The organism is Legionella sp. ST3F1, from assembly GCF_048553315.1.
GTDB lineage: Bacteria > Pseudomonadota > Gammaproteobacteria > Legionellales > Legionellaceae > Tatlockia > Tatlockia donaldsonii.
Map to the genome: position 1 here is coordinate 34,898 of NZ_JBLZIO010000023.1, position 24,312 is coordinate 59,209.

Genomic DNA, 24,312 nt, shown 5'->3' on the forward strand with positions numbered 1-24,312 from the left:
AAGAGAAGAAGAAAAAAATATATCTAATATTATGCAGTTAGAAAGGAACTACTCGTTTAGAAATAACATATTAAACGAAAATTGTTGCTCGTTAACCTCTTCACAGAATTCATCCTGGGAACAACAATTATTTCGGATATTTTTTGATCATGCGAAATAAATTTAATTCACTTAATATTTCTATAAGACTATTACGCTAGAATTAAGTGTAATTGTTTAAGAAATAGAACAAACTAATGACTGATCCTCATATGAATAAAAAAGTTAAAACACTTGAAAATGGCCACCCTACTGGCGAGTTACTTGTAAAGTCAAAGGACCCCGGTAGACCAGGCTTAGTCAGAAGTGATTCATTCAGCAATCGCATCGCTATAAATCACTCTCGTTTTGCCAAGAGAGTCCATGACATGGGTTATGTGTACACTTTATACGCATTGTTGGATGCTGAAATCCTGGCCTATACCGGTCTTAAATGGTTTTCTGATATCTTTGCCTCTAACAAGGGTTCTGCCAATCCACTACGTGACTGGCTTTTAACTCCTAGTGGAATAGCTATTGCCTCTGTAGAATCAGTCGCGTTCATTGGTCTATCACTGCTCGCCAATAAAACCGAAGAAGATGATCCCAGAGCTTATAGACAGGCTATTATGACCTTATGGCCCTACTGCCGGAATGTCATCAGTGAATTAAAAAATGCGAACAAAGGCGTACGTAACGCACTGAAAGTTGCAGCATTATTTCACGAAACCAGCTTAAATTCCATGATGATGCCTGCCGGATTATTGGTAGGTAGCGCATCCGTGCTAAACCGCATTTGGTTCCGGCGTTTGCAAGATCAACGAAAAGAATTAAAGAGTAATTTTAAAGCGTTGTTAAAAGACATTGCTGCGCTTGAATTGAATGAAACCGAAAAGGTAGATGTCAACGTACTTAAAGAGCGAAAAGATGCTCTTCGAGACTTTGACGATAAAATACCTTACGAAATGAATGCTCAGCTAAGATATGCTTATTTATCAGCAGCTTATAATGGAATGCTAGAAGGCTTAGCCTACTATATTGCTCCACTGGCTTTAATGGGTTTTACGTCTCCGGCGTTTATTCCTGTAGCATCCGTTTGTATTGTCTTGTCATCAGCTGCCATTACTGCCCGTATTTATGAAGAATACGAATACCAACGTGGTTTAGAACTCGAAACGTTGGGAGTCAAATTACAATTAAAGAAACACGAACTGGACATCTTGAATGCTCAATTAGCTCTTTTCAAGAATACTATGGTTCCAGAGGCAGACAAAGAATCACAGCGAGTACAACAAGATGGACTCAATCGCCAATATGGAGAACTTCTTGCAGAAATTATCCGTCTCAGTAGCGAAGTGGATGCTAAAACAGCGGGCATGGTCAATCATGCGCTTCGTGGCGTAAAAAATGGTTTGGCAATTTATGCTGTTGTCACCAAAATGCTCATGACCTCCCTGATGTTCTTTAGCGCCGTGCCACCCGCTTTATTGGTGAGTAATGCAGTGATAGGGGTCGCTCTTTTAGTGGGCTCTACTATTTACTCGTTATCACAGTATTATAAAAAACAGTCGAAAGTACATGAAAATCCTAATCAGCCACACTTTGCCCTGGAAGATGCTTACTCCAAAGCCAACCGAATTTTAGCAGAATTAATTGAGACTCATACCATGGCGGCGACCCCTGGTACTGGATTTTATACGGAATGGCTTGATGTGGTTCGTGCATTCTTCTCCGGATTAAACAAGGGTCAAAAACTGATTGGTTATATTCTTACTATCTCTTTCCTCGAGGTTAGTTTACACAATGACTTCCAGGATAAACCGATTGTATTAAAGACCTCTATAGCCCTTGGAATTTTCTGCTCCGTAGTACTCTCTTTACGGGTGTATGCTCTGAATTTTGGCGCTAAAGCCGATCTTGAAAACATGGATGGCATTGAAGAAATGCCAGAGGAGTTATTGTTTTTAGAAGGCCTTGAAGATTTAATGAATGGCGAAGAAAAAGCAAAAGAATTAGAAACCAGCGATCAAACCAGTTTGAAACAGTTTTCTGAGGCTGACTCTGGTACTATAGAGATAGGCCACGAGATAGAAATGGTAAAACTGGAAAGTAGCCATGAAGCTGGTGATGATGAAATGTCCGTTTACCGTGAAGAGACTCATACTAACAAAGCGGCTATAGTCATACATGCAGGTGATAAATCAGCAACTGAATCCCTAACTGCTCAATCAGAAACAAACCCTCCTCATGGGAAAAGATCTGGTGAAAGCGACATTGATTCAACAGCAACGAAAAAGAGTAAAACAACACCAGAACCAACAACGAGTGCAACGGTACGCCAACAATCAATACGTAACATGGTTTTGAAAGGTATGAGCTTTTTTACAGATGTTGTCCACCCACTCACGCACCATAGGCATGATACATCAGAGCTTATAACCCCCCCTCGTAAGCAGTAATTCTTAAACTGGGATTATCTCTGGCGAGGGTGAGTACTATAAGCCCTCTCCAATCCCGTATTTCTTTTTTATTCGCATTAAAATTCCAAAGCTGATATATACTTAAAACCAAATCTAAAACAAGGATCATTAGGAAACCTCTATGTGGCAGCTCCTTTTAGGTTTTTTACCCTGGATTCTTTTTTCCACCTTTTATGGTCAATCGCAGAAAGAAATTCTTTTAACCCTAACAATTACCACTTTAGTCTTAATACTCACCGAATGGCGCCAACTTCTGAAAGGGTTTATTTTAAGTTGGGGGACTCTATTATTTTTTGCCACCATCTATGTGTTAACGATTGTATTTAAAATGAATTGGGTGATTCAAAATGCCTGGATGCTTTCCAATCTATCCTTAGCCCTTATCGTCTGGATTTCTTTATTAATCGGGAAACCCTTTACCTTACAATATGCCTATGAGCAAACCCCTAAACAGGTTTGGCATACAAAAGGGTTTTGGCAGGTTAATCAACTACTGACTATTATTTGGGGGATTATCCTCAGCTTTTCTACCGTAATGTATTTTATTCCCTGGGGAGCTACAACCGCCTCTGAAATCGTTTATCAGAGCCTTTCTTATGCGCCTATGATTATCGGCATTTGGGTATCCAAAAAATTACCCCTTTGGTATCGCGAACGACAATGTCGACTCCGCAATAAAGCGAATCCCTTTTTGCAAAACAATTTTGCACCTATTCATGAGGAAAGTGACTTTCATAACCTGGTCGTCCAGGGAAAAATTCCCCCTGATTTACAGGGCTGCTACATGCGTAATGGGCCCAACCCCGCTTTTGCTCCTATTTCCTATACTTTTCCATTGGATGGGGATGGCATGATCCACGCCATGTACCTCGAAGATGGGGCGATTCATTATCGTAATCGCTACGTTAAAACGAAAGGACTGTTACTTGAACAAAAGTTAGGCCGTGCAATTTATAGTGGTATTGCAATGCCGATTCCACCCGATCCACAACTGATAGGACCCAATGATGATCCTGGACCTTTTAAAAATGGGGCTTTCATCCATATTATCCAACATGCCAAGCATTATTTAGCCATGTGGGAAGGTGGGGCTGCGTATGAAATGGATCGTGAATTAAATACGATTGGTGAGTGGCTAGCCGGTACACCGCAGCCCCTTGCCGTAGGCCCTCATACACGCCTGGATCCAGATACGAAGGACTTATATTTAATTAACTATGATATTCAACCCCCTTTCCTGACTTGCCACAAAGTTAATCAGCAAGGGAATCTCATAGAAACTCGTATTATAGAAAAATCGTGTAGTACCATGATGCATGATTTTGTTTTAACAAAAAATTTCTTGATTTTCTTCGACTGCCCAGCTGTTTTCGATCTGGCAGCGATGGAGAGTGGCGGGAATGTTTTGGAATGGCGCGCTGAATTAGGTACCCGGATTGGTATCGCCTCACGACAGGATAAAGATAAACCGCCGCTTTGGCTAACTACAGAGGCTTTTTTCGTATTCCATTTTGCGAATGCTTATGAAATCGAGAACAAAATCATCATCGATTACGTTCGCCATGGTCGCTTGAATTTTGGTGTGCAAAATAAGGTTGTCAGTTCACCACCACAAATGCATCGAATGGAAATCGATTTAAGGGAAAAAACTTTTCAAGATTCGCTGCTTGCAGATTATATCGTTGAATTTCCTACAATTAATAACCACTATAATAGTAAAATTTACCATTTTATTTATGCCCCAACTCGCTTAAACAACCAACTCAAACCAGCCACTTTTAATGGCTTGGTAAAATACGATTTGGCATCAAAAACAACGACTGTTCAGGATTTTGGTGAGCAATATTCGATTGGTGAGGTAGTATTTGTACCTAAACCACAAGCACAAAGCGAAGATGATGGCTATTTGGTATTTTTTGCCTATGACGCCAAGCGCAACACGAGTGACTTTTTGATTATGGATGCTCTGGATATTTCGAAAGCTCCCCTTGCTGTGATTCAATTACCACGGCGCGTACCCGAAGGATTGCATGGCTCATGGTTTGAAAAAATTGAAAAATAGCTGTTATCTATTTATAGTGAGATCGACGAAAATCGCCTTCAATACTTATGGAGATAAGACATGTTAACAGCAAGGACTAGCGCTTTTTCCCTAAAAACCAAGTTGCAAAACTTAAATGAACTCTTAGGAAAAAAATTGTTTGCAACTGTACTTCTTAGCCTACCTGCCTTCGTGCATGCTGGCCATATCGATGGTCTCCGCGGTAATCGATACTGTGAAATTCTTTTATCTCCCACGATGTTTAAAATGGAAGTTTACAATACAATAGGGCTAAATGATTGCCCACCAAAACTATGGAATAAAATTTCGGTTAGTTCTGTTAAAGCAGAGACAAAAGCAGCCTATGTAAAACTTAACGGCCCTCGATATTGGGTAATCGACGGCATGAAAAATTCGCAGCTGGTCAATCCTCAGAAAAAAGTTATTTCTGGTCTGGCCATGCGTGAGGCCGGTGTATTGCAGTTAGGGTTATCAGATATTCTAAGCAGCGCTAAACCTTATCATGATCACGTCGTCGATCGGCAAACAACCTGGGTTTATAAAGCGGGTAAACCAGTCTATGAACTGATTGATCCCAAAGGTCGGGTTTTTGTGATGCAATCTTATAGTATTGAGAAAACGCCCCAAACTGCTGCAAGCTTAGCGCAATTGGGCTCTAAACTGCAGTTACCACAGGGTTGGAGTTACCGCACAGGCGTGCTAAAACAAACGACTGATCTAACTGCGATAAATAAAAAAGCCGTTGTAATTCAAGACGACTTTCTTAATACTTATCAATTAGCGACACACGATTTTCTAAACCCACAACAAAGTACTCATTAAAATTGACAATTGACAGTACACAACACCCATACCAAGCGTTTGTGTACTGACACTTCAAAGAGATAAGTCTAACGTAAGTACTCACAAACCAAACTGACAAGCGGTACTACTGGGAGCGTTGGTGTGGCAGTCGGGACCGCTTTAAAAAATCCCTGTGCAACAACTGCTTCGACTGGCGGTATTAAAGCAGCAAAAATAGCTCGTTCCCGCTCTTCACGTTTTACACGCTTATTATCGATAATGCCTGGAAAACCTGCTTTTACTCCTCCAACCAATCCACTAATAGCGAGATTTTCTATGTCTTGTGTAATTTCTTCCAAAAATTCTGGATAGCGGAAAAGAGCACTAAAATTAGCTTGTGTTAAAAGTCGAGACTCTTCACCAACTAACCAGTCCTCCTCTACTTGTAACCAATATAACGCTCGAGCAATTACTTCAGCCTTTTCTTTATGCTTTGTTAGAAGAGCGAGATTCGCTATGCCCTGCTCCCCTTCAAGGAGGCCTGCACGGTGTAATGTGACAATAGCACTAGCGAGATCTTTAGCCTGCTCTGGATTTGCAACAAGAACCGTATCATATTTTTTAATGAGCATCGCCCTGGTTAGCGCGACAATGCCAGCAGCAAGACTCGAGGCGTATTTCTTATGTTGAATGAGAAGATCGAAGTACAACTGTCCCTGAGGCCCACGAAGTAATCTGGCATGCTCAAGCGCAGCCATTCCCTCGGCAATCGACCCAACATGATCCAGATTTTGCATAAAACACAGGTAGTTTGCTTTGCCTTGGAAATTGGTAAGCATACCTGCACGCGCTAAAACCTGCAGAAGATTAGCAATTCCTTCAAGTTTCTCGATATCTTTCTGGTTTTCAAGAAGAAGCGCTTGATTTTTTACCCCTTCTGAACCAGAAAGCTGCCCTGCTTTTTTTAATGCATTTAATGCTTTCTGAAGCAATTGTTGTTGAACGGCCATAATTTTCTCACTTAAGTGCTGAAGTCAAAGACAAAAAAGAATAAAAAGTGGATTTATTGTATAATATTTGACAAACAAGGGCAATTAATTTTCTATTGCCAATAAAAAACAGTGAAACTGTGCTCCTCTTTTTGCTCTAAGACAAGGACTGTTTACTCAAACAACTTCACCTGCCCTGCTTAAAGAGATCCTTAGCAATGGTAAATTCAGCGCCCTGCCTCGGCCCTTTTCACAAATGACTAAGGAAACTAAACCGATTACAGTACCAAAAATATAATAAGCAGCCGGAGCAATAAAATAACCTGTTTTTTCAACTAACCACATCATCACCAGTGGCGTTGTCCCCCCAAAAATTGAAATTCCGACATTAAAAGCGGTACCAAAACCACTATAACGATATTGCTGAGGGAATAACGAAACCATATAAGCATTGAGCGGTGCATAGCTAATAGCAATTAAAACCGACATCAACACTAGCGCTTGAATAATATGGGTGATCTCACCAGAAATCAGGAGATGAAACACAGGAAAGCTGAGTAACATCATGCCAACCATACCCGTAATAATAACCTTTAAATGACCGATTTTATCGGCTATAAAGGCAATTAAAGGCTCCAGACAAGCGTCTACTACCAATGAGATAGTAATAATGAACGTCACCTGACTCAACGACAAATGAAAATAGATATGGAGGTAACTGGCAATAAAAACATAAGTACCAAAAGTCATAATGCTCACTAACCAGGCAATACCTATAATGCCAAGCATAGTGAAAGGCATTTCCTTGACAGCGGTTAAAAAGGGGCGTCTTAGCTTTTCGCTCTCATCAAGATGGGTATACTCCGGGGTTTCATGAACATGTATTCGTAAAAAGAAAACAAGGATTCCAGCTATTAATGCAACTGCAAAACCTAAACGCCAACCCCATTCAGGCATAAATGAAGCAGTAAAAAAAGACGCAGCCAAGCCTGCTAAAATCATCCCCATACTGTAAGCTGAACTGGTTAAGCAACCATAAAATGCCTTTCTACCAACCTGGGCATGTTCAACCAAAAAAATAGCCGATCCAGTAAACTCAGCACTGGCAACAAACCCTTGCAGCACGCGAAATAAAGTAATTAAAAGAGGGGCTGCCAAACCAATTAGATGATACCCGGGGATTATAGAAATCATTGCTGTCGGTATTGCCATCGCCAGAATACTAAAGGTTAGCGCCTTTTTTCTGCCATAACGATCACCCACATAACCAAAAAAAACTGCCCCCAGGGGTGCCAAAAGATAGCCTACGGCAAAGACACCAAAGGCACTGAGAAGCGCCGCATAGGGATTATCATTGGGGAAATAGGTAGTAGCTATAATCGGCGCAAAGTAGCCGAAAAGAGCGAAATCATACCACTGCAAGGCGGTACCCAAAACACCGGCCCATAAAGCCTTGATAGACGAAGTGGACTTATTCATGATTTTCTGTGAGGTTATCAATACAGGTTTTTTCGCATTTATAAATGGCCAAATCAGCCAGTTCAATAGCACCCATACTTTTATAAAAATGACTCGCTGCACTATTATTACGCTTTACCCACCATTCAACCCGCGAACAATTTTTGGCTTTTGCTTCTCCAGCCACATAAGTTAATAACGCTTTACCTATGCCCTGACCGCGGAATTCCGGTGAAACAAAAAGAGTTTCCAGATAAATGCCAGGGACAGCATTAAAACAAATATTGTGGTAAGTCATGTTATACATTGCTATCCCAACCACCGTCCCATTCACTAAGGCAACCGCAACAAAATGATAAGGATTAGTACCAAATAGCAACGCGCCCAATTGCTGCTCACTAATTTGAATCTTATCCAGGATTCCCTCATGTTTAGCGAGCTCCCTTATCAAAGAGTAAATAGTTCCCAAATATCGAGGTTGGGCTTGAATGATTGCCAACATTAAACACCCTTGGTCATGAGTTAAATGGATAAACAGGAAAAAGATATAGTACCCGTCTCTACTTTGGCAACCCCCCTTTCCAAATTTTAAAAAATGAGTTCTACCTAACCCTCTATTGTGTTTAAAATGGTTCAAATTCACCTTGGTTAATAATTAATGAATACCCTCTTCCACCTTGCCTTTCCTATCCATGATTTCAACCTGGCAAAAATTTTTTACCACGAGCAACTTGGTTTCGAACTAGGTCGAGAGTCAGAGCATGCCTTGATCATTCAATTTGGTTCGCATCAAATTGTGGCCCATAAAATTGATCAGCCCCTCCCCTCACAACAAAGTATTTATCCAAGGCATTTTGGTTTAATTTTTACCGAAAAAAGCGAATTTGATGCTTTTATTCAACGCATAAACGCCAAACAAATTAATTATGAAGTCCCCCTTAAAACACGCTTTTCCAATACAAGGATTGAACATCAAAGTTTTTTTCTGAAAGATCCAAGTAATAATCTCCTTGAATTTAAATATTATACTTACCCATCCGCTATTTTTGGTGAAAAAGATTACAAGAAAATTGGCGAAAGCTAGCACTGATGTTAGTATTTATTGACTATTATTACGACCGGTATTTCACCTGTCAGGATCAGCTTTGTTTCAATCATTGATAGAAGGTTTTCTCAAAATGAACAAAATAATTGCGCGTGGTGTTAAATTGTTATTTTCCTTTTTTTTGCTCACTTCTGCCGCGTTCGCCGAACCAGGTATTGTTGTCTTCCAAAGTGATTTTGGTATTAAAGATGGTGCGGTCAGCGAAGTAAAAGGCGTCATCTACTCCGTCGATCGTTCCCTGATTGTTTCCGATTTAACCAATGAAATCCCGGCTTACAATATTTGGGAAGCCTCCTACCGGCTTTACCAGACAGCCCCCTATTGGCCCCAGGGAACCGTATTCGTTAGTGTCGTGGATCCTGGAGTAGGTACAACGCGACGATCGGTTGTCGCCTTGACAAAAAATGGTCAATATTTTGTCACTCCTGATAATGGCACTCTAACCCTTATTGATGATGCTTATGGTATTAAAGAAGTGAGAACCATCGACGAAGCAAGAAATCGTTTAAAAGGTTCTACCACCTCTTACACTTTTTATGGCCGAGATGTGTATGCCTATACTGCAGCCAAATTGGCTGCAGGCAAGATTTCATTCGCTGAAGTTGGCCCTGTCCTGAAAGAACCAATCATCAAGCTGCCCTACCAAAAAGCGACTATTGAAAACAATGCCTTGCACGGGACAATTGTTATTCTCGATGCTCAGTATGGAAACGTCTGGACCAACATTGATAAGAAGCTGATGGAAACTTTTGGTCTTAAAGCGAGTGAACCTTATCGGGTAACCATTTATCATAATAAAGTTAAACAGTATTCTGGGGTCATGTCCTTCCATAACACCTTTGGTGAAACCCAAAAATACGCTGATTTACTTTATTTAAATAGCTTGCTTAATTTGTCACTGGCATCCAATCAAGAGTCTTTCGCCAAAAAACACCATATTGGCGCAGGTCCTGGCTGGGCTATTACCGTTGAAAAAATTAAATAAATTTAACAGAATCCATCTGATCCTGGGTCTTCGACGAACCCAGGATTGCGGCCCTGGTTAACTCGCTTAAACGGTGGAGAAAGCTAGTATGTCGCCACTAATTACCTACTCTGACCATCAACTGACTCCGTTTCTTTTCAAGGGCAACCAGATGAATGCGACTCAAAGGATTTGATCGATTCAGATTTTATTTTTGCCTGCTGAAAATAAAAACTCTCCAAATTTGGAGATAGCCGTTATTGCTTAAACAAGTTTTGGAAGGGAAAAACAAAAACCAGCCCCCCGGCTGAGGAAGATCAAGACGTGTTTTTAACTCATTGGGACTGGTCTATCTGTCTTAAGTAAATTGATTATTTCAGTGATTGCCAAAAGGCAATATGGGCACCGGTAGGATCAACAATAATGGCAAAACGTCCAAAATCCCCTGCCGGAGTGACAGGCATTTTGACTGTAGCCCCCGCATTTTTTGCTTTGGTTAAGATACTGTCGACATTATCGACTAAAATATAACCCATCCAATGGGGTGGAATCTCATTTTTTTTATCATTAGGAATTTGCCAAATCCCACCAAATTCCTTACCGCCACCACATTTAATCATGGTGTAAGTCATATCTCCCATATCATGGTCGGTAAACTCCCACCCAAGCACTTTGCCATAGAAATCTTTTGCTGCCTTCACATTGGGTGTAGCCAATTCATTCCAACAAAATTCGCCGATCTTTGGTATATCCATCATTTTCTTCCTTTTTAGTTAATCGACTTAGCAACGGAATTTAACCATAGAAGAAATTAAAAGTCTCTTGCGAACCGAATATCACTTCGCGTAATGCGTTAAGCCTTGCATATTTTGATATTTATGGCCAAAATATGATCATTATTTGCGTGCAGAAACTGCTAAATAAAAGAGATTATATATGCTTGGCCCCACAGAGATTTTGGATCAACTGACCAAAGAGAAGAAACCTACTTTCAGAGAAATACTGACCAACTTAATCAATAAAGCAAACAGGGAGGAAATTTCTACTATTTTATTAGGAGAAATACATGATAGCAGTCCTACCTGGCAGGCTATTCTCGCCAATTTAGATGTCTTATCCCGCTCTAAAAAAAGAGTGGTTTTAATTTTCGAACATCTTAACCAAGATGCAAATCCTGATTTTAAAAGAGCACTTGGCAAAGCACAAAAAGGCTCAAATAATCCTTTAAAACAGGTTGAAGCAATGCAAGAAAAAACAATTGATTCTTTCATTCTTTTCTTGGCAGTTACCAATGCCGGTATCCTCGTTTTAGGTGCAGAAAACAAGGCTAGCAATCCTTTTTACAAGCTTAAAGGTCAAATTCCCATGGAAACACTTAGGGAGATGGAAAAATTTCAAAGAAGCCCGGATAGAATCATTAAAACAAATGAAACCTTCGCTAATTTCATTAAAGAATACTGTGGGGACGATATACTACCTATTTTTGTAGGTGGAGCAGCACACCCTATCCCATTGAAACAAGGGGATCTAATTTATGATCCAGGTATCCAAGGCAGGATTCCCAAGAGTGTGGCTATCTACTTAGTCGACTCAACCACTCCAACAAGCCAAGAAAACGCGCCTTATTATGCTACCGATCGTCATTTATCGGGTGACTATGATTATCAAGTAGAAACCAATAAACAGGCGCTTTACAAAGACAGTTTTGATAGTATTCCCCAATTGGTTGATAAAATAAAATTTTTAGTAACCGCTCTTGATCAAATAATGAGAGGTCACGCCTTATTTTTTCAAGACTCTACTTTTCTTTTAAAAGAGGATACCAATGTCATTCTTTTGGCTTTCCAAGCCAGCGTACAGAAAGAAATTAATTTCCTCGAATTTGATACGCTTGTTGATCTTTTGATAACATTTAAAAAATCTCAGAGCAATAATGATACAAAACCATCTTTCTTTAAGTCTAAAGACTCTATTTACACATGGGAATTACTAAAAACAGCGATTTATCACGACCTGGCTACCTTACTGCACGATGAGATTAAACATCAAAGTATAACCAAATATGTCAATAGCACGAGCAAGTCTTTATAGAAAAGAGAATTTAATCATTCTATTTGAGTCAATATCTCTTGATTTTTAATGGATTTTTTTTCGAAACGCTACTGCATTGAGTATTGCTTTGTCGATAGGGTGCTCGAATCCTCCTGGGCTGGCTTGTACACTCCGCCGTTTCTCTTGGCAATCCTTTCATTGTAGCGAATTTCGCAAGAAGCCTGATACACCGCTATACCAACAAATAACCAAACTAAACTTGAAAATCACCATTAAGAAAGGAGGTCACATCACTTTGCCGATCTTTTATGCAAATATGGGCTATATTAATTGATAGGAAAAATAAGAATTAAATAATCCAACTCAAGGAAATCATATGAGAAAGAAGCTATTACTGCTATTCGCAGTCACTACGACTTGTTTCTCCTTACCCACGTCAAACCTGCTTTTAACCAATGACCTAAACAACAGGAATAATGTCATTGAGGGGATCATGACGCTGGTGAGTAATAAATATGTCCCCAGAGCCACGATCAAATCGTTTAATGAAACCAACATTGAAGAAATGTTGCGTAAAAAAGCGCCTACTTTGAATACAATGGTTATTAATAAGGTACTGGCAACCCTGACTTGTGCCAAAGAATATAATGTCGCACACAATAATATCTTAACGATTATTGATTATTCTCTGCCTTCCAGCGAAAAACGCTTATGGGTATTTGATTTAAACAGCGAGGAATTACTATTTTATACTTATGTGTCCCACGGTATTAAATCGGGAACCTTATTGTCCAACTATTTTTCCAACAAATACGATAGTAAAGCCAGCAGCATCGGTGTTTATACAACTGACCAAGCCTATTACGGCCGTGAAGGCTTATCATTGCGATTAGATGGCTTGGATAGGGGCTTTAATGATAATGCGTCGAATCGCTCTATTGTGATGCATGGCGGCTGGTACATGGATGAAAATTTCATAAAAAAATATGGCAGAGCGGGTCGAAGTTGGGGATGTCCTGCCCTTCCTTTACACCTTACAACACCGATTATCAATACAATAAAAGATAATTCATTATTCGTGATTTATTATCCAAGTGATGATTGGTTTTTAAAATCAAAATTTTTAAATTGCCATCATTTTTCTCCTTTACAAAGTTCATACAAACTTGAGGCAGAAGAGAAACCACCTACAGAACAACGCGAAGCAGTGCTTTTTGCCGGTCTGAGTAAACATAATGAAGCAATTGTCGTCATGGCTGCCGATCATTACGAACGGATATTCCATACTAAAGCGCCTCTGGAACGCATGCTGCGGCGTCAAATCGAGAATATGGAATACATTGCCTTGAGTAATACTGAGTTTAAAAATCTAGTCTCCAGCAATGACAAAGACAGCTTGAGTTTTATTTACTTTGTAGTTCCTGAAGTTAAGATGCAGCGGGGTTATTATGTTACTGAAATGAAAATTGTGCCGTTAGGCAGAATAAAAGAGGTCAGGCCACACATTGATTCGACCAACATCGCTGAACCAATTAAAAACTATACTGTTGATTTTGAAGAAAAATCCTCTGTTAACCTAAGGACAACTGATCAGTTTATCCGTTGGTTAGGCCTCTAATTGAGTGATAAGAAAGGCCTTGCCGGTTTACCCGGCAAGGCGATTCCCAATTAACTGTATACAACAACGCTTTCAGTTAAATCCTTAGTTCCTTTATCGGTATGGCTACCATGATTAGAGGGTTCAAGAACGGGTAATTGGACATTCGTATCATCTTCTCTCGCTAATTCCTCAACAGTCGATTGGAATGTATCTGGGACATCTTCAAGAGAAGCGCCTGGACGGTTAAAAAATCCGGCCAATTTACTCTTTTTCAGGGTACTGACAGTCTCTGTTGTAAATGCGACCGAACTCCCTTGCGAAGGGACGCTCTGAGTCATTACTGGAGCTATAACAGGTTCAGGTTGTTTTTTATTAAAAAATCCAGCTAGACTACTCTTTTTCAATTGGGTAACCGTTTCAGGGGAAAACACTTCCGTTGAAGAACGTGATTGCATAGAACTTGGTTGCAGTGAAACATGTGGAGTAGGAACATCAACCTTTGGAGCATAAAAGTCCTTCGCGAAAGCTTCACGCTTCGCACGTATAGCTTCCAATTCTTGAGACCTTCCCGCATAAATTTGCCGTGATTTAAGCACAGAGAGAGGTGTGTCTTTATGTTGACGCTCCTCAGCACGGTCATATCTTAATCCCACCATGGTATGGTCCAAGCCCTTACTCATATCTCGGCAGGTACCTTCTATGACTAGCCCTTCACGCAATTCCTCGGTATCTTCCCTGGTGTATTGGTAATAGGGGTCTGACTCAAGTTCTTTTTTCAAACCAGTACGTACTTCTTCTTGATAGCAGAGAGTATACGCTTCAATGATCCTTTCAGCATCCATTGAAGTTAGAAATTTTGGTACGCCACATAAACTTGAACCATTATGAGTAGACGCTTTATCATGTTTAACAAAATTTCTCAAATGTTGTGCAAAAAGCTCTGGAGTTACATCAGTATTAAAACGATAGTGATTGTGGTTGTGAGCAGCTTCATTAGCTGTCTGATGTTGCCGTTTAACGTGTAATGAATTGGTACCACGATAATAGCCTACACAACCTTCAGAAATTTCACGATGTGCCAAACCTGCCGTGCCATAGACCTCATTACGCCATTTCTGTGAAGTATAATCATGTTCAAGTGGAGCAACCATTGACCAGGTGATACTTTGGCGAGTGACGGAAAGATATAGACTAGCCGGTGTATACATATCACCTTTAAACGGGCCAAAAATATCACCGTATTTTTCTACATCGTCCAAGTAATCCTGATAAGCTTGAGTTGGAGCTTGATAAGACTCACCATTAGGAGATGGAACATCTATACGAAAAGGCATAATACCCTCACTTTTAGGGGAGAATAGACTAGAGGCAATAACTGCGGCCTTTCCTTACCTTCCTAATTCCATCAATCTGTTGGATGACTGCCTGCTTAAGACTAATTTCCGGTTAATAACAAAACAGGTGTCATTATATTTCACCAACCTTAATAAATTATTAATAATGAACATTCATCTCATTTTTATTTCACAATGTATTTAATTAGGGCTATTGCTCACTGCGAGATTGACTACTGATAGTTGTCTCATCAGCCCCTAAAACCTTAAAACAGCTAGAAAGCTAGTGACTACACCTTGGGTAGTGCATACTATTGACAACACTCGATAGGTTAAATTGATTTATAGGGAGCTCAGATGAGAAGAACAACGATGTGGATCCTGCTTACTTTATTAATTTTTGGCCTATCAAGCCTCCTCAACGGCTGCTCTTGGAGCCAAAAAAAACCGGTAACAACGGAAGAGGATTATGGCGGTGGCGGCTTAGGTGCTGGCAATGGCGGACCAGGAGGCGTGGGCGGTGTTGGCCGTTAATCATTTTCAAACCAATCAAAATCCCCAGTATGGCAGTGAACGGATCTTAATAAATGAGAAGGTGACTGGATTGCACGTATAAAACACAACATAGATACTTATTTAAATCCATTCAGGCGTGTTCCCTGCCTGAGTGTAGGGAACCATGTTGATAGAGCTGCCATATAAGTTTCATACTTTGCAAAGCGACTGTCGCATCGGTTAAAGGTTTTTGATTGGTTGTTATACAGGTTAAAAAATGAAGCATTTCGTTGTGATACATTTCACTAATATCCACCTTTTCTTTGCACAGCAGCTCTTCTTTGGTGTAACCAGTATAAAATTGCTTTGTATCGTTTGTACTGCCCTTCGAATACAGTGTAATCGCTGATTTATTAAAATCAGCTTCCAACATCCCTTTTGATCCATGAGCCTGGATTAAATAATCATTACGCGTGCCGCGCGCCCCCCAGGTACCAAAATAATAACCTAAAGAATTATCAGGGAATTTTAAGCAAACATTGGTTGTACCCTCTTTTTCCATCCAGGGGGTTTCCTTGTTTGTACCCAGAAAAAACCCTTCGACCGGTTGCCCCAGGAACCACATCAATAAATCGATATAATGACAGCCATGACTGAACAACTGTCCACCACCTAAAGTGACTTGTTGATTATGCCAGTGGTCCTGTGGAAATTCCGTATGCTGCTCGGTCCAAATAGACAATTGAAATAAGTCCCCACACTGTTGCTTGTCTAACAACGATTTAAATTGTTGCAATAAGGGATGAAAACGCATGCATAAAGCAACCATTAGAACGAGATTTTTTCTTCTACTGATAGCGATTAATTCTTCGCACTCATTTTGTGTGAGAGCCAAAGGCTTCTCCATCAACACATGTTTGCCTGCTTCCAAACAACGTTTGCCATAATAATGATGTAAATGATTCGGTGCCGCAATTAGAACTGCATCTGTAGCGGCAATCACTTGTTCATCAAAGGTGGTGGTCAGGAGGGGATTGGCAAAATAATTTGCCATTTTCTTTGCACTCTCTAGATTGACATCGACTAAGGCCGTCACTTCAAGTCCCTTTGCCTTAAGTGATTCACTGGAAAATCCTTTATAAAGATTTACAATATCACCACAGCCAATAATGCCAAGCCTTATCATCTTACCCTCAATCGGTTATGTTTATTTATCAACCTATTTACTGCTGACAGAATTTGACAGCACTGTCTTCTAAACTAGGTTAAACAAGCTGGATTCTGCCATATTTGCGCGACTTGAACCATCGGTTAAAACTTAGCCTTTCATTTTTAACCCATTATGAGTTTCAAGCTGATTACTGTTATCTCCCAGCGCCTGTTTATCGATAGTTATTAAGGAGAATGGTATGTCTGACAAAGAACCGTATTTAACCCACGTGCAAAATTTTATTATTTCGGGACTAAGCGTAAGAACAAAAAATGATAACGAGTTCGATCCCCAGCATGCTCAGTTACCCAAACTATGGGAACAATTTTATAATCAGGAGATCGTCAAAAAATTTCAGCAAGAGCAGAGCAATTTACCCCTATTCGGAGTCTACTCGAATTATGAAGCAGACTTTACAGGATCCTACACAGTTACTGCAGGGATAGAAATGAAGAGTAAAGAGCTTTTACCTGAATTTAATTCCGTTACTATCGAGACAGGCAATTACCTCGTCTTCGAAAATCGGGGTCCCATGCCTCAGGCAATCATCAAAACCTGGCAAGAAGTATGGCAATATTTTTCATCAATAAGACCATTCAGAAGAACCTATATCACTGACTTTGAAATATACAAAACCCCTGAAGAGTGTGCTGTATATATAGGAGTTGACTAACTATCTGAATATACTGGTAGTTTAAAGGCCTGGATTAGGGCTTCTACCTTCATCCAGACGACGGCGTACTTATAGCATGATATTCAAGCGCCACAACGAACGCAGGGAATCAAGCCATAAGCGCCCCAAGCGAAAAGAAAGGTCAGTAGTCCTTAAAACCTAAGGCTATTGGACGGTATCTCCGTATTTGTTTTCTCAAAAATTAATTCTGTAAGTTGTCGGCTAAGTTCTTTACGCAAACGCTCTTTCTCATCAAAATTATTAAATTGAATATTGGTGAAAAGAGCGCGGTAGATGTCATGGCTGTCATTAAAGGAAAAGGTACAAAGCCCATTGATCTCTCGTAATTGTTTACAGAGATATGTTAAGCCAGGGTTATCCTCTTCCAAGGGGAGACTCCTAGACAACGCCTTATCAAGTTCTGCTGCGGAAGTATAGGTTGCTAAAAGTAATAGCGAATCAAAAACTTCCAGGCGCTTGATTCTTTCTTTAACATCTGCGGTGCTATTTAACGACTTATGCACCGCATCGATAAAGTCTGTCATTCTTTCCAGTATTTCTTCCACAGCATTTTCTCCAATGCAGACAACACGCGTCTTGAATTTATCAAATCTGGCCTTTACATGCCCTATCCATCATTTCCGCTTGGATTCTGGGTGGAAGTCGCAAACAGCTTGCTCAGGTAAAGAGGCAAGGAATTTTTCTGCCATCCTATCTGCACTGATATCATGTAATAGCCGTTGTTTATGAACTTCTTTAAGGCTACCATAATGCCCATAGATTATAACTGTTGCCAACAATTCCTTTTCCATTTCGGTCGAATCTGACATTTTTTTCTTCAGCGCATCAACATCGTTCACTTCCATAACAATCTGCCCATCTGTTTCTTTTTTTACTGTTAAACAAGGTTTTTGATTTTCACCATTGAGTACAATTTGATAGCCAAAATTCATGGCGGCGAATAACGAATCAACCTGAAACTCCGCTTTTTTTAATTTTTTGAAAAATAAACTGTCATCGCTCTTTGCACCGATATTAACCCGCGCTTTATTGAAGAAAGAAGCCAATCTCACTAACGCACCTTTCTCTTCGCTAATCGTCAACGTTTTCGTGCCGTGGGTATCCACAGTCGCAATTAATGGCGGCACTGTCCCCTTAGGAATATTGGTGTCATAAAACCTGATAGTAGAATTAGGGGTACAATATTTTATTAAATTCAGACTGGCTGTTTTGTGCATGTTGATCAAACTGCTGGTGTTAACATGCCGGCCTTTATCAGCCGAACCAGCATCTTCCTGCATTGCCCGTTCATAAGAACGCCTGACAACCAAACTCATATCATCAAGACAAGCACAAACGACAATCGAATTATTATTTTTTTCCACCAGTTCCCGGTGAGACGGTTTATAAGTCACCCCATCTACAATAACATTAGCTCTCTCTACCGTTTTTGCCTTCATCCGTTCTTCGACTATTTCGCTAATGAGAAATGCACTGTCTTGGGTTCGAATAAAAACCTGTTCAATCTCTTGGCCTTCAAACTTCTCTGTAAAAGGTAAAAAGACACCGCGATAATCGTCCGTAGCCAGTGAAACATAATCCTTACGATCTTCCCGATTAATATACTGACTGGAAATGGTACTTTTACCGCTGGCTGCCGGTCCTAAAAAGACAAAGTCATGATTATCTGCCAGTGGATAGACCGTCTTTTTCTTGAGTCCATTCTGCTGAGTATAAACATCGAGATACTTATCAAGAAACTCTGTCATCGCTTTATTTATTGATTGTTTTCTTAACTTATTCTTCTCCATTTCAAAACAAGACGTGAATTTATTGCGGTACTCGTAGCTGTCTTCTTTGAGCAGGGGGTAGATTGTTGTCATTTTGGCTTTTGCCTTTTCCATGCATTCCTGATATTGGCCAGATACATCACTAATATCCAGGGTCCTCATTATCTGATGCTCATACTCCATAAGCTCCGACGTGTGTTTATCATGAATTAAAAGCTGTAGTTTTTGAGCAATCTGGTTGAGATCTTCCACATCTACCTGGTAGTCAGTAATTAATCTCGCAGCAATATGCAGCAAAAGCGCTGTTTGCATCTTTGGGACTAACACATCCGTTAACCAGGCTTCCCTGGCAACTTGCGCATGCGCTAATTGTGTATCGATATCACCAGCCATGAAGCCAGGCTGCAAGATACGATTATGAGCTTCTTGCAGTTTTCTTTCACGCTCACTCCAGCCGGTAAAGTCTTTCAGTGTTAAAACATGCCTCATGTTGTAATGGCGCTGCGCTTCCGCTCTAACTTCAGTTAAACTCGAAGAAAGAGGATTGAATGGTTTCGTAGGGAAAGTCCACGTTTTATCCCATCGGTCAGTTGCTTGCACTTCCTGGCGAAGTGTATCCAGTGATAAATGTTTGTAACCATCAATCGTCACCCCACGCCTTATTCTTACACTACTTAATTGATGAGTGGGTTTATCCTCTTTTGGACGGGTTTCACTTTTATGGGATTGAATGATATCGATCAGTGATTTCTTTTTATGCAAATGACTCGTTGGCGTTTTAAGCTGCTCTGCAGGATTAGGTAATTTAACGGAACCACTGTAATTGGGATTGTGTTTGACATTATAAAATTCAATACCAGCTTCCAGTACTTTTCTGGTGAAATCACTAACACCATGAATTTCCCCAGTCAGATTTCCTGGAATCACATCCAGGATCGTATTATTCCTATCGTAAATAATCGTCATTACATAGTCGCTGGGATTAACGTGCGTAAAAGCAATTTCGCTCATTTTATTTTTACCCAGAGGATCTAAATAAGAATGGGAATGGAATGCTTCTTTCCCGCGTAATATATAGATGATCTTAACGTCTCTATCGCCACCATATTGAATTGCCACATCGAGTTTATCAGTTGCCGAACGTGTTCCATCAACCCCTGTAGCCGCCAATGAATTGGCAGCCGTTGCCGAGCGTACCTCATGTTTCTTGATGTTATTCTCTTGTCCAATGAGTAAATGACTATCAGCAGAAAATTCGCCGCCACGCGTAAATTTTTTAGCAAATACCCTCGTCTCTTCTATGGTATTGGTTAAATTTCCTCCCCTAAAAGACAGGGGGGCTTCATTCAACTCTAATTGATCATTGTCATAACTACGAACCGTATAATAATGATGAGTATTACTCTTTAACTGTGTAGAAACATGCTCTTTCATTTGCTCCCGAAATACGATTAAAGGTGGAATACTTCCTTGGTCATCCACCAGAATCTTTATCATTTTTTTATTGGTTACCTGGCGAACCTGGACAGTAGAACTGCTCTTAATGAGCGCATTGACTAAATCAACCAAATTGAGCCGCAAGGAGTCAGAAGAATCCATTTGATCGCTAAGATACCGAACCACTTTATCGTTCGTAGAATTGAAAATCATTTTTCTAACAAAATCGTCAAAATTTCCTTCTGTACTTGGAAAAATATCACCTGATTTGATTAAAGGCGTCTTGCCATAATATTCTTTTAGCCAGCTTAAATGCCCAACCAGTTTAAGTAATTTTTCATCTAACGCCTTATCTTTTTCATTGGGCTTCGTATCTAATGAGGCAATCAATTCAACAATCTCTCTCATCAAAAGAGAAACTGAATCAACTTGCTTTATAAATTCCTCATCTTTTGCAAAGGGTTCTTTTGCCTGGTGAGCAAAACGCTCCAAACTGCTAAAATAGCGTAGACAAGCTCCTTCAGTGATATGACTTTTTAATCTGGGTAAATTACCCTGCTGCAACCATTGGTAGATACAAAATTTATTGGCTTCATCGTTAACCAAATCGACCGCAGGTAAATGTGACAGAAATAAATCATGATGTGTATCACCAGCTAAATATTCCATTCCTTGAGCCTTTAATGAGGCCGTACTATGAAACGCCATAGTACTTGTGTGCCCTCTCTCTGCTGTTATTCTCAGAATCAAGGGTAACGCATCTCGCAACTCGTCTTCGGAAGTATTTTTATCAAGGTGAAGGCTTAATCTTTCCGGGCGAATTGAAGCGGTAACTGTCTCACCATCCGGAGCTATCACAGTATAATAGAGCTGACCATCAATGATATCAAGGTATAAAGTATTCTTTTCCAATACGCCCGAAGGAGGGTATTTTAAACGTAGATCGCAGCTAATAGCCGTAAAAAAATGAAGCAATGTCTGTTTGCTAATCTCTTGTGGAGCCGGAACTTGATCGACGTTCGTTCTGTTTCTATTGAATTCATTGGCCAGGTTTGTTGTGAATGATTTTAAAAATTTATCGTACAAAGGATTATTAACCAGGAAATCAATCAATTCGTTATAGTCATCGCTGTCTTTAATTTTTTCAAAATTAGGAAAATTTTTGGTTAATTTATCCTGCTCAAGTAAGAAAGCACTATAAACCTTGTCAAATTGCTCAACGGTGGTAATACCTGCTAATTTTAATTCTTCGCGAGTCAATTGAGTCAATTGTTTGCCGGTGAGGCGTAAAGCCAATTTTTGCGTGAACAGCGAATAATCAGGATTAGTATTAAGAATATCCAATACGGCGTCTAAAGCGGCCGCATTAAACAGGTCCGCAGAGCCCAGTTGTTCAATCACCTCTTGTTTTATCAACACACCACTCTTTTCGGCATCCTGCAGAATAACCAAGGCTACCTCTGGCGCAATATTGTCCCATTGATAGGGTTTCCCATCGCGGCCTTCCTGGTAAGAATAGCTCGTAGCCGATAGTTCAATCGCTTGACGCAAAGTATGGTGATACTGATAGCGTGGAATATCGGATGGATCTATGGCGCTAAAATTAACCCGTTTTTTTGTATATAATTTTGGCATTCCGGACTCTTTGACACATCAACTCTCTTTGATAACTTTTAGCACACAGAGATTAATATTTTCTTAAGAGGCATGAATTATTTACAAAAATAGCCATCTAGTTGACGGAAGTTATCGTATTATTTATTCCTTATTAAATATGCTCAAAAAATATGCTTTTCACTACTATCAAAAGCCTGTAGAGTGATGAAATACTTTTATTGGTTTGGTTTGCTTCTTGATAGAGTACTGGATTGTGTTTCTGTAGGGTCGGAGGGACCCAGTAAAAAATGGATAAAGAATGAATAAGACTATTACTAATGAAGCATTTAACATCATTAAACAATTTAACCATCTCAATGCTTCACGGGCACCCATGACTGCCTTTTTACCCATTGTCGATGCAGACAACCTTCTTATCACACTTCGTGGCAGTGACATTGTTTTTAAAGGCATCGCGGGTTTTGCTGATCACCAAATTGGTAAACTGATTTATTTCGATCAGAAATTTGATTGTGAATTGCAAAAAAGCCAAATTCAGGGAAATAAAGTCATTATTGAAACAAACGGCAGTTGGTATGCCAGAACCTGGCAATCCCCTGCCCCCTACAGCCAACAATTGATTGCCGATTTAAGTCATACTTGGGAATTGGAGAAAAAAGACAAACACTCAACTTATCTAATTGTGACTCATATTTGTGAAACTTTTTCTTACAGAGCTGGTTTTTCACCAAGCGATATTCCCAGGGATTTTCATTTATCTTTATGAGAGCACTTACTCTATAAAATGAGATGATAGCTAATAAGGAACAGTTTGCAAAAAAAATACCGCACCAGAATCAAAACCCATCTTATTGAATTATCTCATTTAATCTCAATCTGCTCTTTATCCTGCCGTCAAAGCAGCAAGAATTTCCTTTCTTTTTAAGCTATGATAGCCATTTTTTACCGGGGAGATATAAATCATGCCTTCAGTAAAAGAGGTCATTGATGCATTTACAGAAGGGTTCCAATATCTGGATGGCAACAATCAACGAAAAAGTCGCTGGTATGAAATTGGCTATAAACCTTTTTTTGCCGAGAAGCCACTCACCCAAGATCTGGAAAACGCAGCTAAAGCCTGTAGGAGGGAGTTAGGAGCCCTACGTTCTTCACTAGGAGAGAACGATTTTACTGCCAATAAAGCTGCTTTCTTCGCTATTATTGCCAGGACCCTCAAAACAGTACAAGTTAAACGTTGTGTAGCAGCTTCTGTGAAAACTGATACTTTCCAGGGCAGTAATGAGTTCGTTCTTGAGCGGAATTTGGTACCTAAAAAAGCGGGTTTATTTGAGGAGCAATTAACTGCGGGCCTCGACAAAATTAAAACCACCTTTCCTGAACTACTAGCTGAAATGGATACAGCGATTCGGAAAATAATTGCCAGTGAACCAAAACCTCTACTATTTTTCCATGAAAACAGAAAAACTATTAATGGCCGGATATTTTCTTCAGAGACCCTTTATGTCCACGAGCTTCAACATTCATACATGAATGCTGAAGCCCGAGAAGAGTATGCTAATAAAACAATTAGCACACTAACATTCTAGAGCAGTTGCAGTAGCTCGTCTTTAACGAGCTACTGATCTTAAAAAAGTCGATAACTACAGTCTCTATCGTAGAGAACGGCTCTAATAATCCTTTCCAATTTACGCTTGCAACCTATCTATAAAAAGCACCCTGTCAAACCCGAACCCGCGATTTAAGACCCTCTTTTTTATACTAAACTTAGTGTAGAAACTTATTAAAAGGAGTTTACCATGCACGAATCATTACATACCTTATTTCTGGCGCAAGCTGTTGGGCTTTACCTGGTAATTATTGCCATTATTATGTTAGCTCGCGCGAGGTATTATCAAGACTTGTTAACCCACATCAAGGTAGGAAGTTCTGCTATTGTCGTAGCAGCTACTCTGGGGTTAATCCTTGGTATCATGCTCGTCCTTGTGCATAACCTTTGGATTTGGGAATCAGAAGTATTAATTACAATTTTTGCCTGGTGCTTGTTAATTAAATCGATACTTTGGCTATCTTTCCCAGAATTTATGGTAAACCTGACGCATAAAGTGTATTCAGGACCGGGGTATTACGCCGTAGCAATCATAGCCGGCCTCATTGGTATTGTCCTGATGGCACACGGCTTCTTTCTCTTTCAGGGGCCTGTTTAATACCCTCGTACGGGATAGCGAGCTCTATAACCGGATTAGGC

Annotated in this window: 20 protein-coding genes; 12 read left to right on the forward strand and 8 right to left on the reverse strand. The window is 40.0% G+C overall.

The window, feature by feature from the left end:
- Nucleotides 1-251: 251 nt before the first annotated feature.
- The 3 genes from ACN4Z1_RS13845 to ACN4Z1_RS13855 all read left to right on the forward strand — a co-directional run bounded on the left by ACN4Z1_RS13845 (nucleotide 252) and on the right by ACN4Z1_RS13855 (nucleotide 5,382).
- Nucleotides 252-2,477 (forward strand): hypothetical protein, encoded by a 2,226-nt coding sequence (locus tag ACN4Z1_RS13845; protein WP_419388218.1) that lies wholly within the window; start codon nucleotides 252-254, stop codon nucleotides 2,475-2,477.
- Between the two features lie 142 nt (nucleotides 2,478-2,619).
- Nucleotides 2,620-4,560, forward strand: coding sequence for a carotenoid oxygenase family protein (locus ACN4Z1_RS13850; protein WP_228364250.1), 1,941 nt, complete (start codon nucleotides 2,620-2,622; stop codon nucleotides 4,558-4,560).
- A 60-nt stretch (nucleotides 4,561-4,620) separates the two neighbouring features.
- A complete protein-coding gene (locus ACN4Z1_RS13855; RefSeq protein WP_228364251.1) occupies nucleotides 4,621-5,382 on the forward strand; it encodes a hypothetical protein in 762 nt (253 codons plus the stop codon).
- A gap of 68 nt (nucleotides 5,383-5,450) precedes the next feature.
- Here ACN4Z1_RS13855 and ACN4Z1_RS13860 read toward each other — a convergent pair whose 3' ends face one another.
- From ACN4Z1_RS13860 to ACN4Z1_RS13870, 3 genes are all read right to left on the reverse strand, one after another.
- Complete coding sequence (locus tag ACN4Z1_RS13860) at nucleotides 5,451-6,353, reverse strand: hypothetical protein (RefSeq protein ID WP_228364252.1); 903 nt, start codon at nucleotides 6,351-6,353, stop codon at nucleotides 5,451-5,453.
- 156 nt (nucleotides 6,354-6,509) lie between these two features.
- Complete coding sequence (locus tag ACN4Z1_RS13865) at nucleotides 6,510-7,811, reverse strand: MFS transporter (RefSeq protein ID WP_228364253.1); 1,302 nt, start codon at nucleotides 7,809-7,811, stop codon at nucleotides 6,510-6,512.
- Nucleotides 7,804-8,292, reverse strand: coding sequence for a GNAT family N-acetyltransferase (locus tag ACN4Z1_RS13870; RefSeq protein ID WP_115221017.1), 489 nt, complete (start codon nucleotides 8,290-8,292; stop codon nucleotides 7,804-7,806). The genes ACN4Z1_RS13865 and ACN4Z1_RS13870 overlap by 8 nt, the downstream gene beginning before the upstream one ends.
- A 156-nt stretch (nucleotides 8,293-8,448) precedes the next feature.
- On the opposite strand from ACN4Z1_RS13870, the gene ACN4Z1_RS13875 reads away from it, so the two are divergent.
- The gene (locus ACN4Z1_RS13875) at nucleotides 8,449-8,874 is read left to right on the forward strand and encodes a VOC family protein (protein ID WP_115221016.1); all 426 of its coding nucleotides are present in this window, start codon (nucleotides 8,449-8,451) and stop codon (nucleotides 8,872-8,874) included.
- 94 nt (nucleotides 8,875-8,968) lie between these two features.
- The gene (locus tag ACN4Z1_RS13880) at nucleotides 8,969-9,880 is read left to right on the forward strand and encodes an SAM hydrolase/SAM-dependent halogenase family protein (RefSeq protein ID WP_228364254.1); all 912 of its coding nucleotides are present in this window, start codon (nucleotides 8,969-8,971) and stop codon (nucleotides 9,878-9,880) included.
- A gap of 350 nt (nucleotides 9,881-10,230) precedes the next feature.
- Here ACN4Z1_RS13880 and ACN4Z1_RS13885 read toward each other — a convergent pair whose 3' ends face one another.
- On the reverse strand, nucleotides 10,231-10,614 hold the full coding sequence (locus ACN4Z1_RS13885) for a VOC family protein (RefSeq protein WP_228365051.1): 384 nt from the start codon (nucleotides 10,612-10,614) through the stop codon (nucleotides 10,231-10,233).
- A gap of 181 nt (nucleotides 10,615-10,795) precedes the next feature.
- On the opposite strand from ACN4Z1_RS13885, the gene ACN4Z1_RS13890 reads away from it, so the two are divergent.
- Entirely contained in the window at nucleotides 10,796-11,950 is a 1,155-nt protein-coding gene (locus ACN4Z1_RS13890; RefSeq protein WP_228364255.1) for a hypothetical protein, read from the forward strand.
- 337 nt (nucleotides 11,951-12,287) lie between these two features.
- The gene (locus ACN4Z1_RS13895; protein ID WP_228364256.1) at nucleotides 12,288-13,529 is read left to right on the forward strand and encodes a murein L,D-transpeptidase catalytic domain family protein; all 1,242 of its coding nucleotides are present in this window, start codon (nucleotides 12,288-12,290) and stop codon (nucleotides 13,527-13,529) included.
- A 50-nt stretch (nucleotides 13,530-13,579) separates the two neighbouring features.
- On the opposite strand, the gene ACN4Z1_RS13900 is transcribed toward ACN4Z1_RS13895, so the two are convergent.
- Nucleotides 13,580-14,845 (reverse strand): hypothetical protein, encoded by a 1,266-nt coding sequence (locus tag ACN4Z1_RS13900; protein WP_228364257.1) that lies wholly within the window; start codon nucleotides 14,843-14,845, stop codon nucleotides 13,580-13,582.
- Nucleotides 14,846-15,202: 357 nt separating this feature from the next.
- Between ACN4Z1_RS13900 and ACN4Z1_RS13905 the strand changes: the two genes are divergently transcribed.
- Complete coding sequence (locus tag ACN4Z1_RS13905; protein ID WP_228364258.1) at nucleotides 15,203-15,379, forward strand: hypothetical protein; 177 nt, start codon at nucleotides 15,203-15,205, stop codon at nucleotides 15,377-15,379.
- 112 nt (nucleotides 15,380-15,491) lie between these two features.
- Here ACN4Z1_RS13905 and ACN4Z1_RS13910 read toward each other — a convergent pair whose 3' ends face one another.
- A complete protein-coding gene (locus ACN4Z1_RS13910) occupies nucleotides 15,492-16,526 on the reverse strand; it encodes a Gfo/Idh/MocA family protein (protein ID WP_228364259.1) in 1,035 nt (344 codons plus the stop codon).
- Between the two features lie 223 nt (nucleotides 16,527-16,749).
- Here ACN4Z1_RS13910 and ACN4Z1_RS13915 point away from each other — a divergent pair, with 223 nt between their 5' ends.
- Nucleotides 16,750-17,223: a GyrI-like domain-containing protein gene (locus tag ACN4Z1_RS13915; protein ID WP_228364260.1), complete on the forward strand. Its 474-nt coding sequence runs from the start codon at nucleotides 16,750-16,752 to the stop codon at nucleotides 17,221-17,223.
- Nucleotides 17,224-17,375: 152 nt separating this feature from the next.
- On the opposite strand, the gene ACN4Z1_RS13920 is transcribed toward ACN4Z1_RS13915, so the two are convergent.
- Both ACN4Z1_RS13920 and ACN4Z1_RS13925 read right to left on the reverse strand, forming a co-directional pair.
- The gene (locus ACN4Z1_RS13920; protein WP_228364261.1) at nucleotides 17,376-17,789 is read right to left on the reverse strand and encodes a hypothetical protein; all 414 of its coding nucleotides are present in this window, start codon (nucleotides 17,787-17,789) and stop codon (nucleotides 17,376-17,378) included.
- Nucleotides 17,790-17,858: 69 nt separating this feature from the next.
- Nucleotides 17,859-22,085, reverse strand: coding sequence for a hypothetical protein (locus tag ACN4Z1_RS13925; protein WP_228364262.1), 4,227 nt, complete (start codon nucleotides 22,083-22,085; stop codon nucleotides 17,859-17,861).
- A gap of 280 nt (nucleotides 22,086-22,365) precedes the next feature.
- On the opposite strand from ACN4Z1_RS13925, the gene ACN4Z1_RS13930 reads away from it, so the two are divergent.
- The 3 genes from ACN4Z1_RS13930 to ACN4Z1_RS13940 all read left to right on the forward strand — a co-directional run bounded on the left by ACN4Z1_RS13930 (nucleotide 22,366) and on the right by ACN4Z1_RS13940 (nucleotide 24,271).
- Nucleotides 22,366-22,833 carry a hypothetical protein gene (locus ACN4Z1_RS13930; protein WP_228364263.1) on the forward strand — a complete coding sequence of 156 codons (468 nt, stop codon included), beginning with the start codon at nucleotides 22,366-22,368 and terminating at the stop codon, nucleotides 22,831-22,833.
- Between the two features lie 196 nt (nucleotides 22,834-23,029).
- Entirely contained in the window at nucleotides 23,030-23,653 is a 624-nt protein-coding gene (locus ACN4Z1_RS13935) for a hypothetical protein (RefSeq protein WP_228364264.1), read from the forward strand.
- Between the two features lie 210 nt (nucleotides 23,654-23,863).
- Nucleotides 23,864-24,271, forward strand: coding sequence for a hypothetical protein (locus ACN4Z1_RS13940; protein WP_228364265.1), 408 nt, complete (start codon nucleotides 23,864-23,866; stop codon nucleotides 24,269-24,271).
- Nucleotides 24,272-24,312 lie beyond the last annotated feature (41 nt).

What these genes read in the sequence shown, in the direction of transcription:
- ACN4Z1_RS13845 (WP_419388218.1), top strand. Translation starts at nt 252, where the DNA reads ATGAATAAAAAAGTTAAAACACTTGAAAATGGCCACCCTACTGGCGAG.
- ACN4Z1_RS13850 (WP_228364250.1), top strand. Translation starts at nt 2,620, where the DNA reads ATGTGGCAGCTCCTTTTAGGTTTTTTACCCTGGATTCTTTTTTCCACC.
- ACN4Z1_RS13855 (WP_228364251.1), top strand. Translation starts at nt 4,621, where the DNA reads ATGTTAACAGCAAGGACTAGCGCTTTTTCCCTAAAAACCAAGTTGCAA.
- ACN4Z1_RS13860 (WP_228364252.1), bottom strand. Translation starts at nt 6,353, where the DNA reads ATGGCCGTTCAACAACAATTGCTTCAGAAAGCATTAAATGCATTAAAA.
- ACN4Z1_RS13865 (WP_228364253.1), bottom strand. Translation starts at nt 7,811, where the DNA reads ATGAATAAGTCCACTTCGTCTATCAAGGCTTTATGGGCCGGTGTTTTG.
- ACN4Z1_RS13870 (WP_115221017.1), bottom strand. Translation starts at nt 8,292, where the DNA reads ATGTTGGCAATCATTCAAGCCCAACCTCGATATTTGGGAACTATTTAC.
- ACN4Z1_RS13875 (WP_115221016.1), top strand. Translation starts at nt 8,449, where the DNA reads ATGAATACCCTCTTCCACCTTGCCTTTCCTATCCATGATTTCAACCTG.
- ACN4Z1_RS13880 (WP_228364254.1), top strand. Translation starts at nt 8,969, where the DNA reads ATGAACAAAATAATTGCGCGTGGTGTTAAATTGTTATTTTCCTTTTTT.
- ACN4Z1_RS13885 (WP_228365051.1), bottom strand. Translation starts at nt 10,614, where the DNA reads ATGGATATACCAAAGATCGGCGAATTTTGTTGGAATGAATTGGCTACA.
- ACN4Z1_RS13890 (WP_228364255.1), top strand. Translation starts at nt 10,796, where the DNA reads ATGCTTGGCCCCACAGAGATTTTGGATCAACTGACCAAAGAGAAGAAA.
- ACN4Z1_RS13895 (WP_228364256.1), top strand. Translation starts at nt 12,288, where the DNA reads ATGAGAAAGAAGCTATTACTGCTATTCGCAGTCACTACGACTTGTTTC.
- ACN4Z1_RS13900 (WP_228364257.1), bottom strand. Translation starts at nt 14,845, where the DNA reads ATGCCTTTTCGTATAGATGTTCCATCTCCTAATGGTGAGTCTTATCAA.
- ACN4Z1_RS13905 (WP_228364258.1), top strand. Translation starts at nt 15,203, where the DNA reads ATGAGAAGAACAACGATGTGGATCCTGCTTACTTTATTAATTTTTGGC.
- ACN4Z1_RS13910 (WP_228364259.1), bottom strand. Translation starts at nt 16,526, where the DNA reads ATGATAAGGCTTGGCATTATTGGCTGTGGTGATATTGTAAATCTTTAT.
- ACN4Z1_RS13915 (WP_228364260.1), top strand. Translation starts at nt 16,750, where the DNA reads ATGTCTGACAAAGAACCGTATTTAACCCACGTGCAAAATTTTATTATT.
- ACN4Z1_RS13925 (WP_228364262.1), bottom strand. Translation starts at nt 22,085, where the DNA reads ATGCCAAAATTATATACAAAAAAACGGGTTAATTTTAGCGCCATAGAT.
- ACN4Z1_RS13930 (WP_228364263.1), top strand. Translation starts at nt 22,366, where the DNA reads ATGAATAAGACTATTACTAATGAAGCATTTAACATCATTAAACAATTT.
- ACN4Z1_RS13935 (WP_228364264.1), top strand. Translation starts at nt 23,030, where the DNA reads ATGCCTTCAGTAAAAGAGGTCATTGATGCATTTACAGAAGGGTTCCAA.
- ACN4Z1_RS13940 (WP_228364265.1), top strand. Translation starts at nt 23,864, where the DNA reads ATGCACGAATCATTACATACCTTATTTCTGGCGCAAGCTGTTGGGCTT.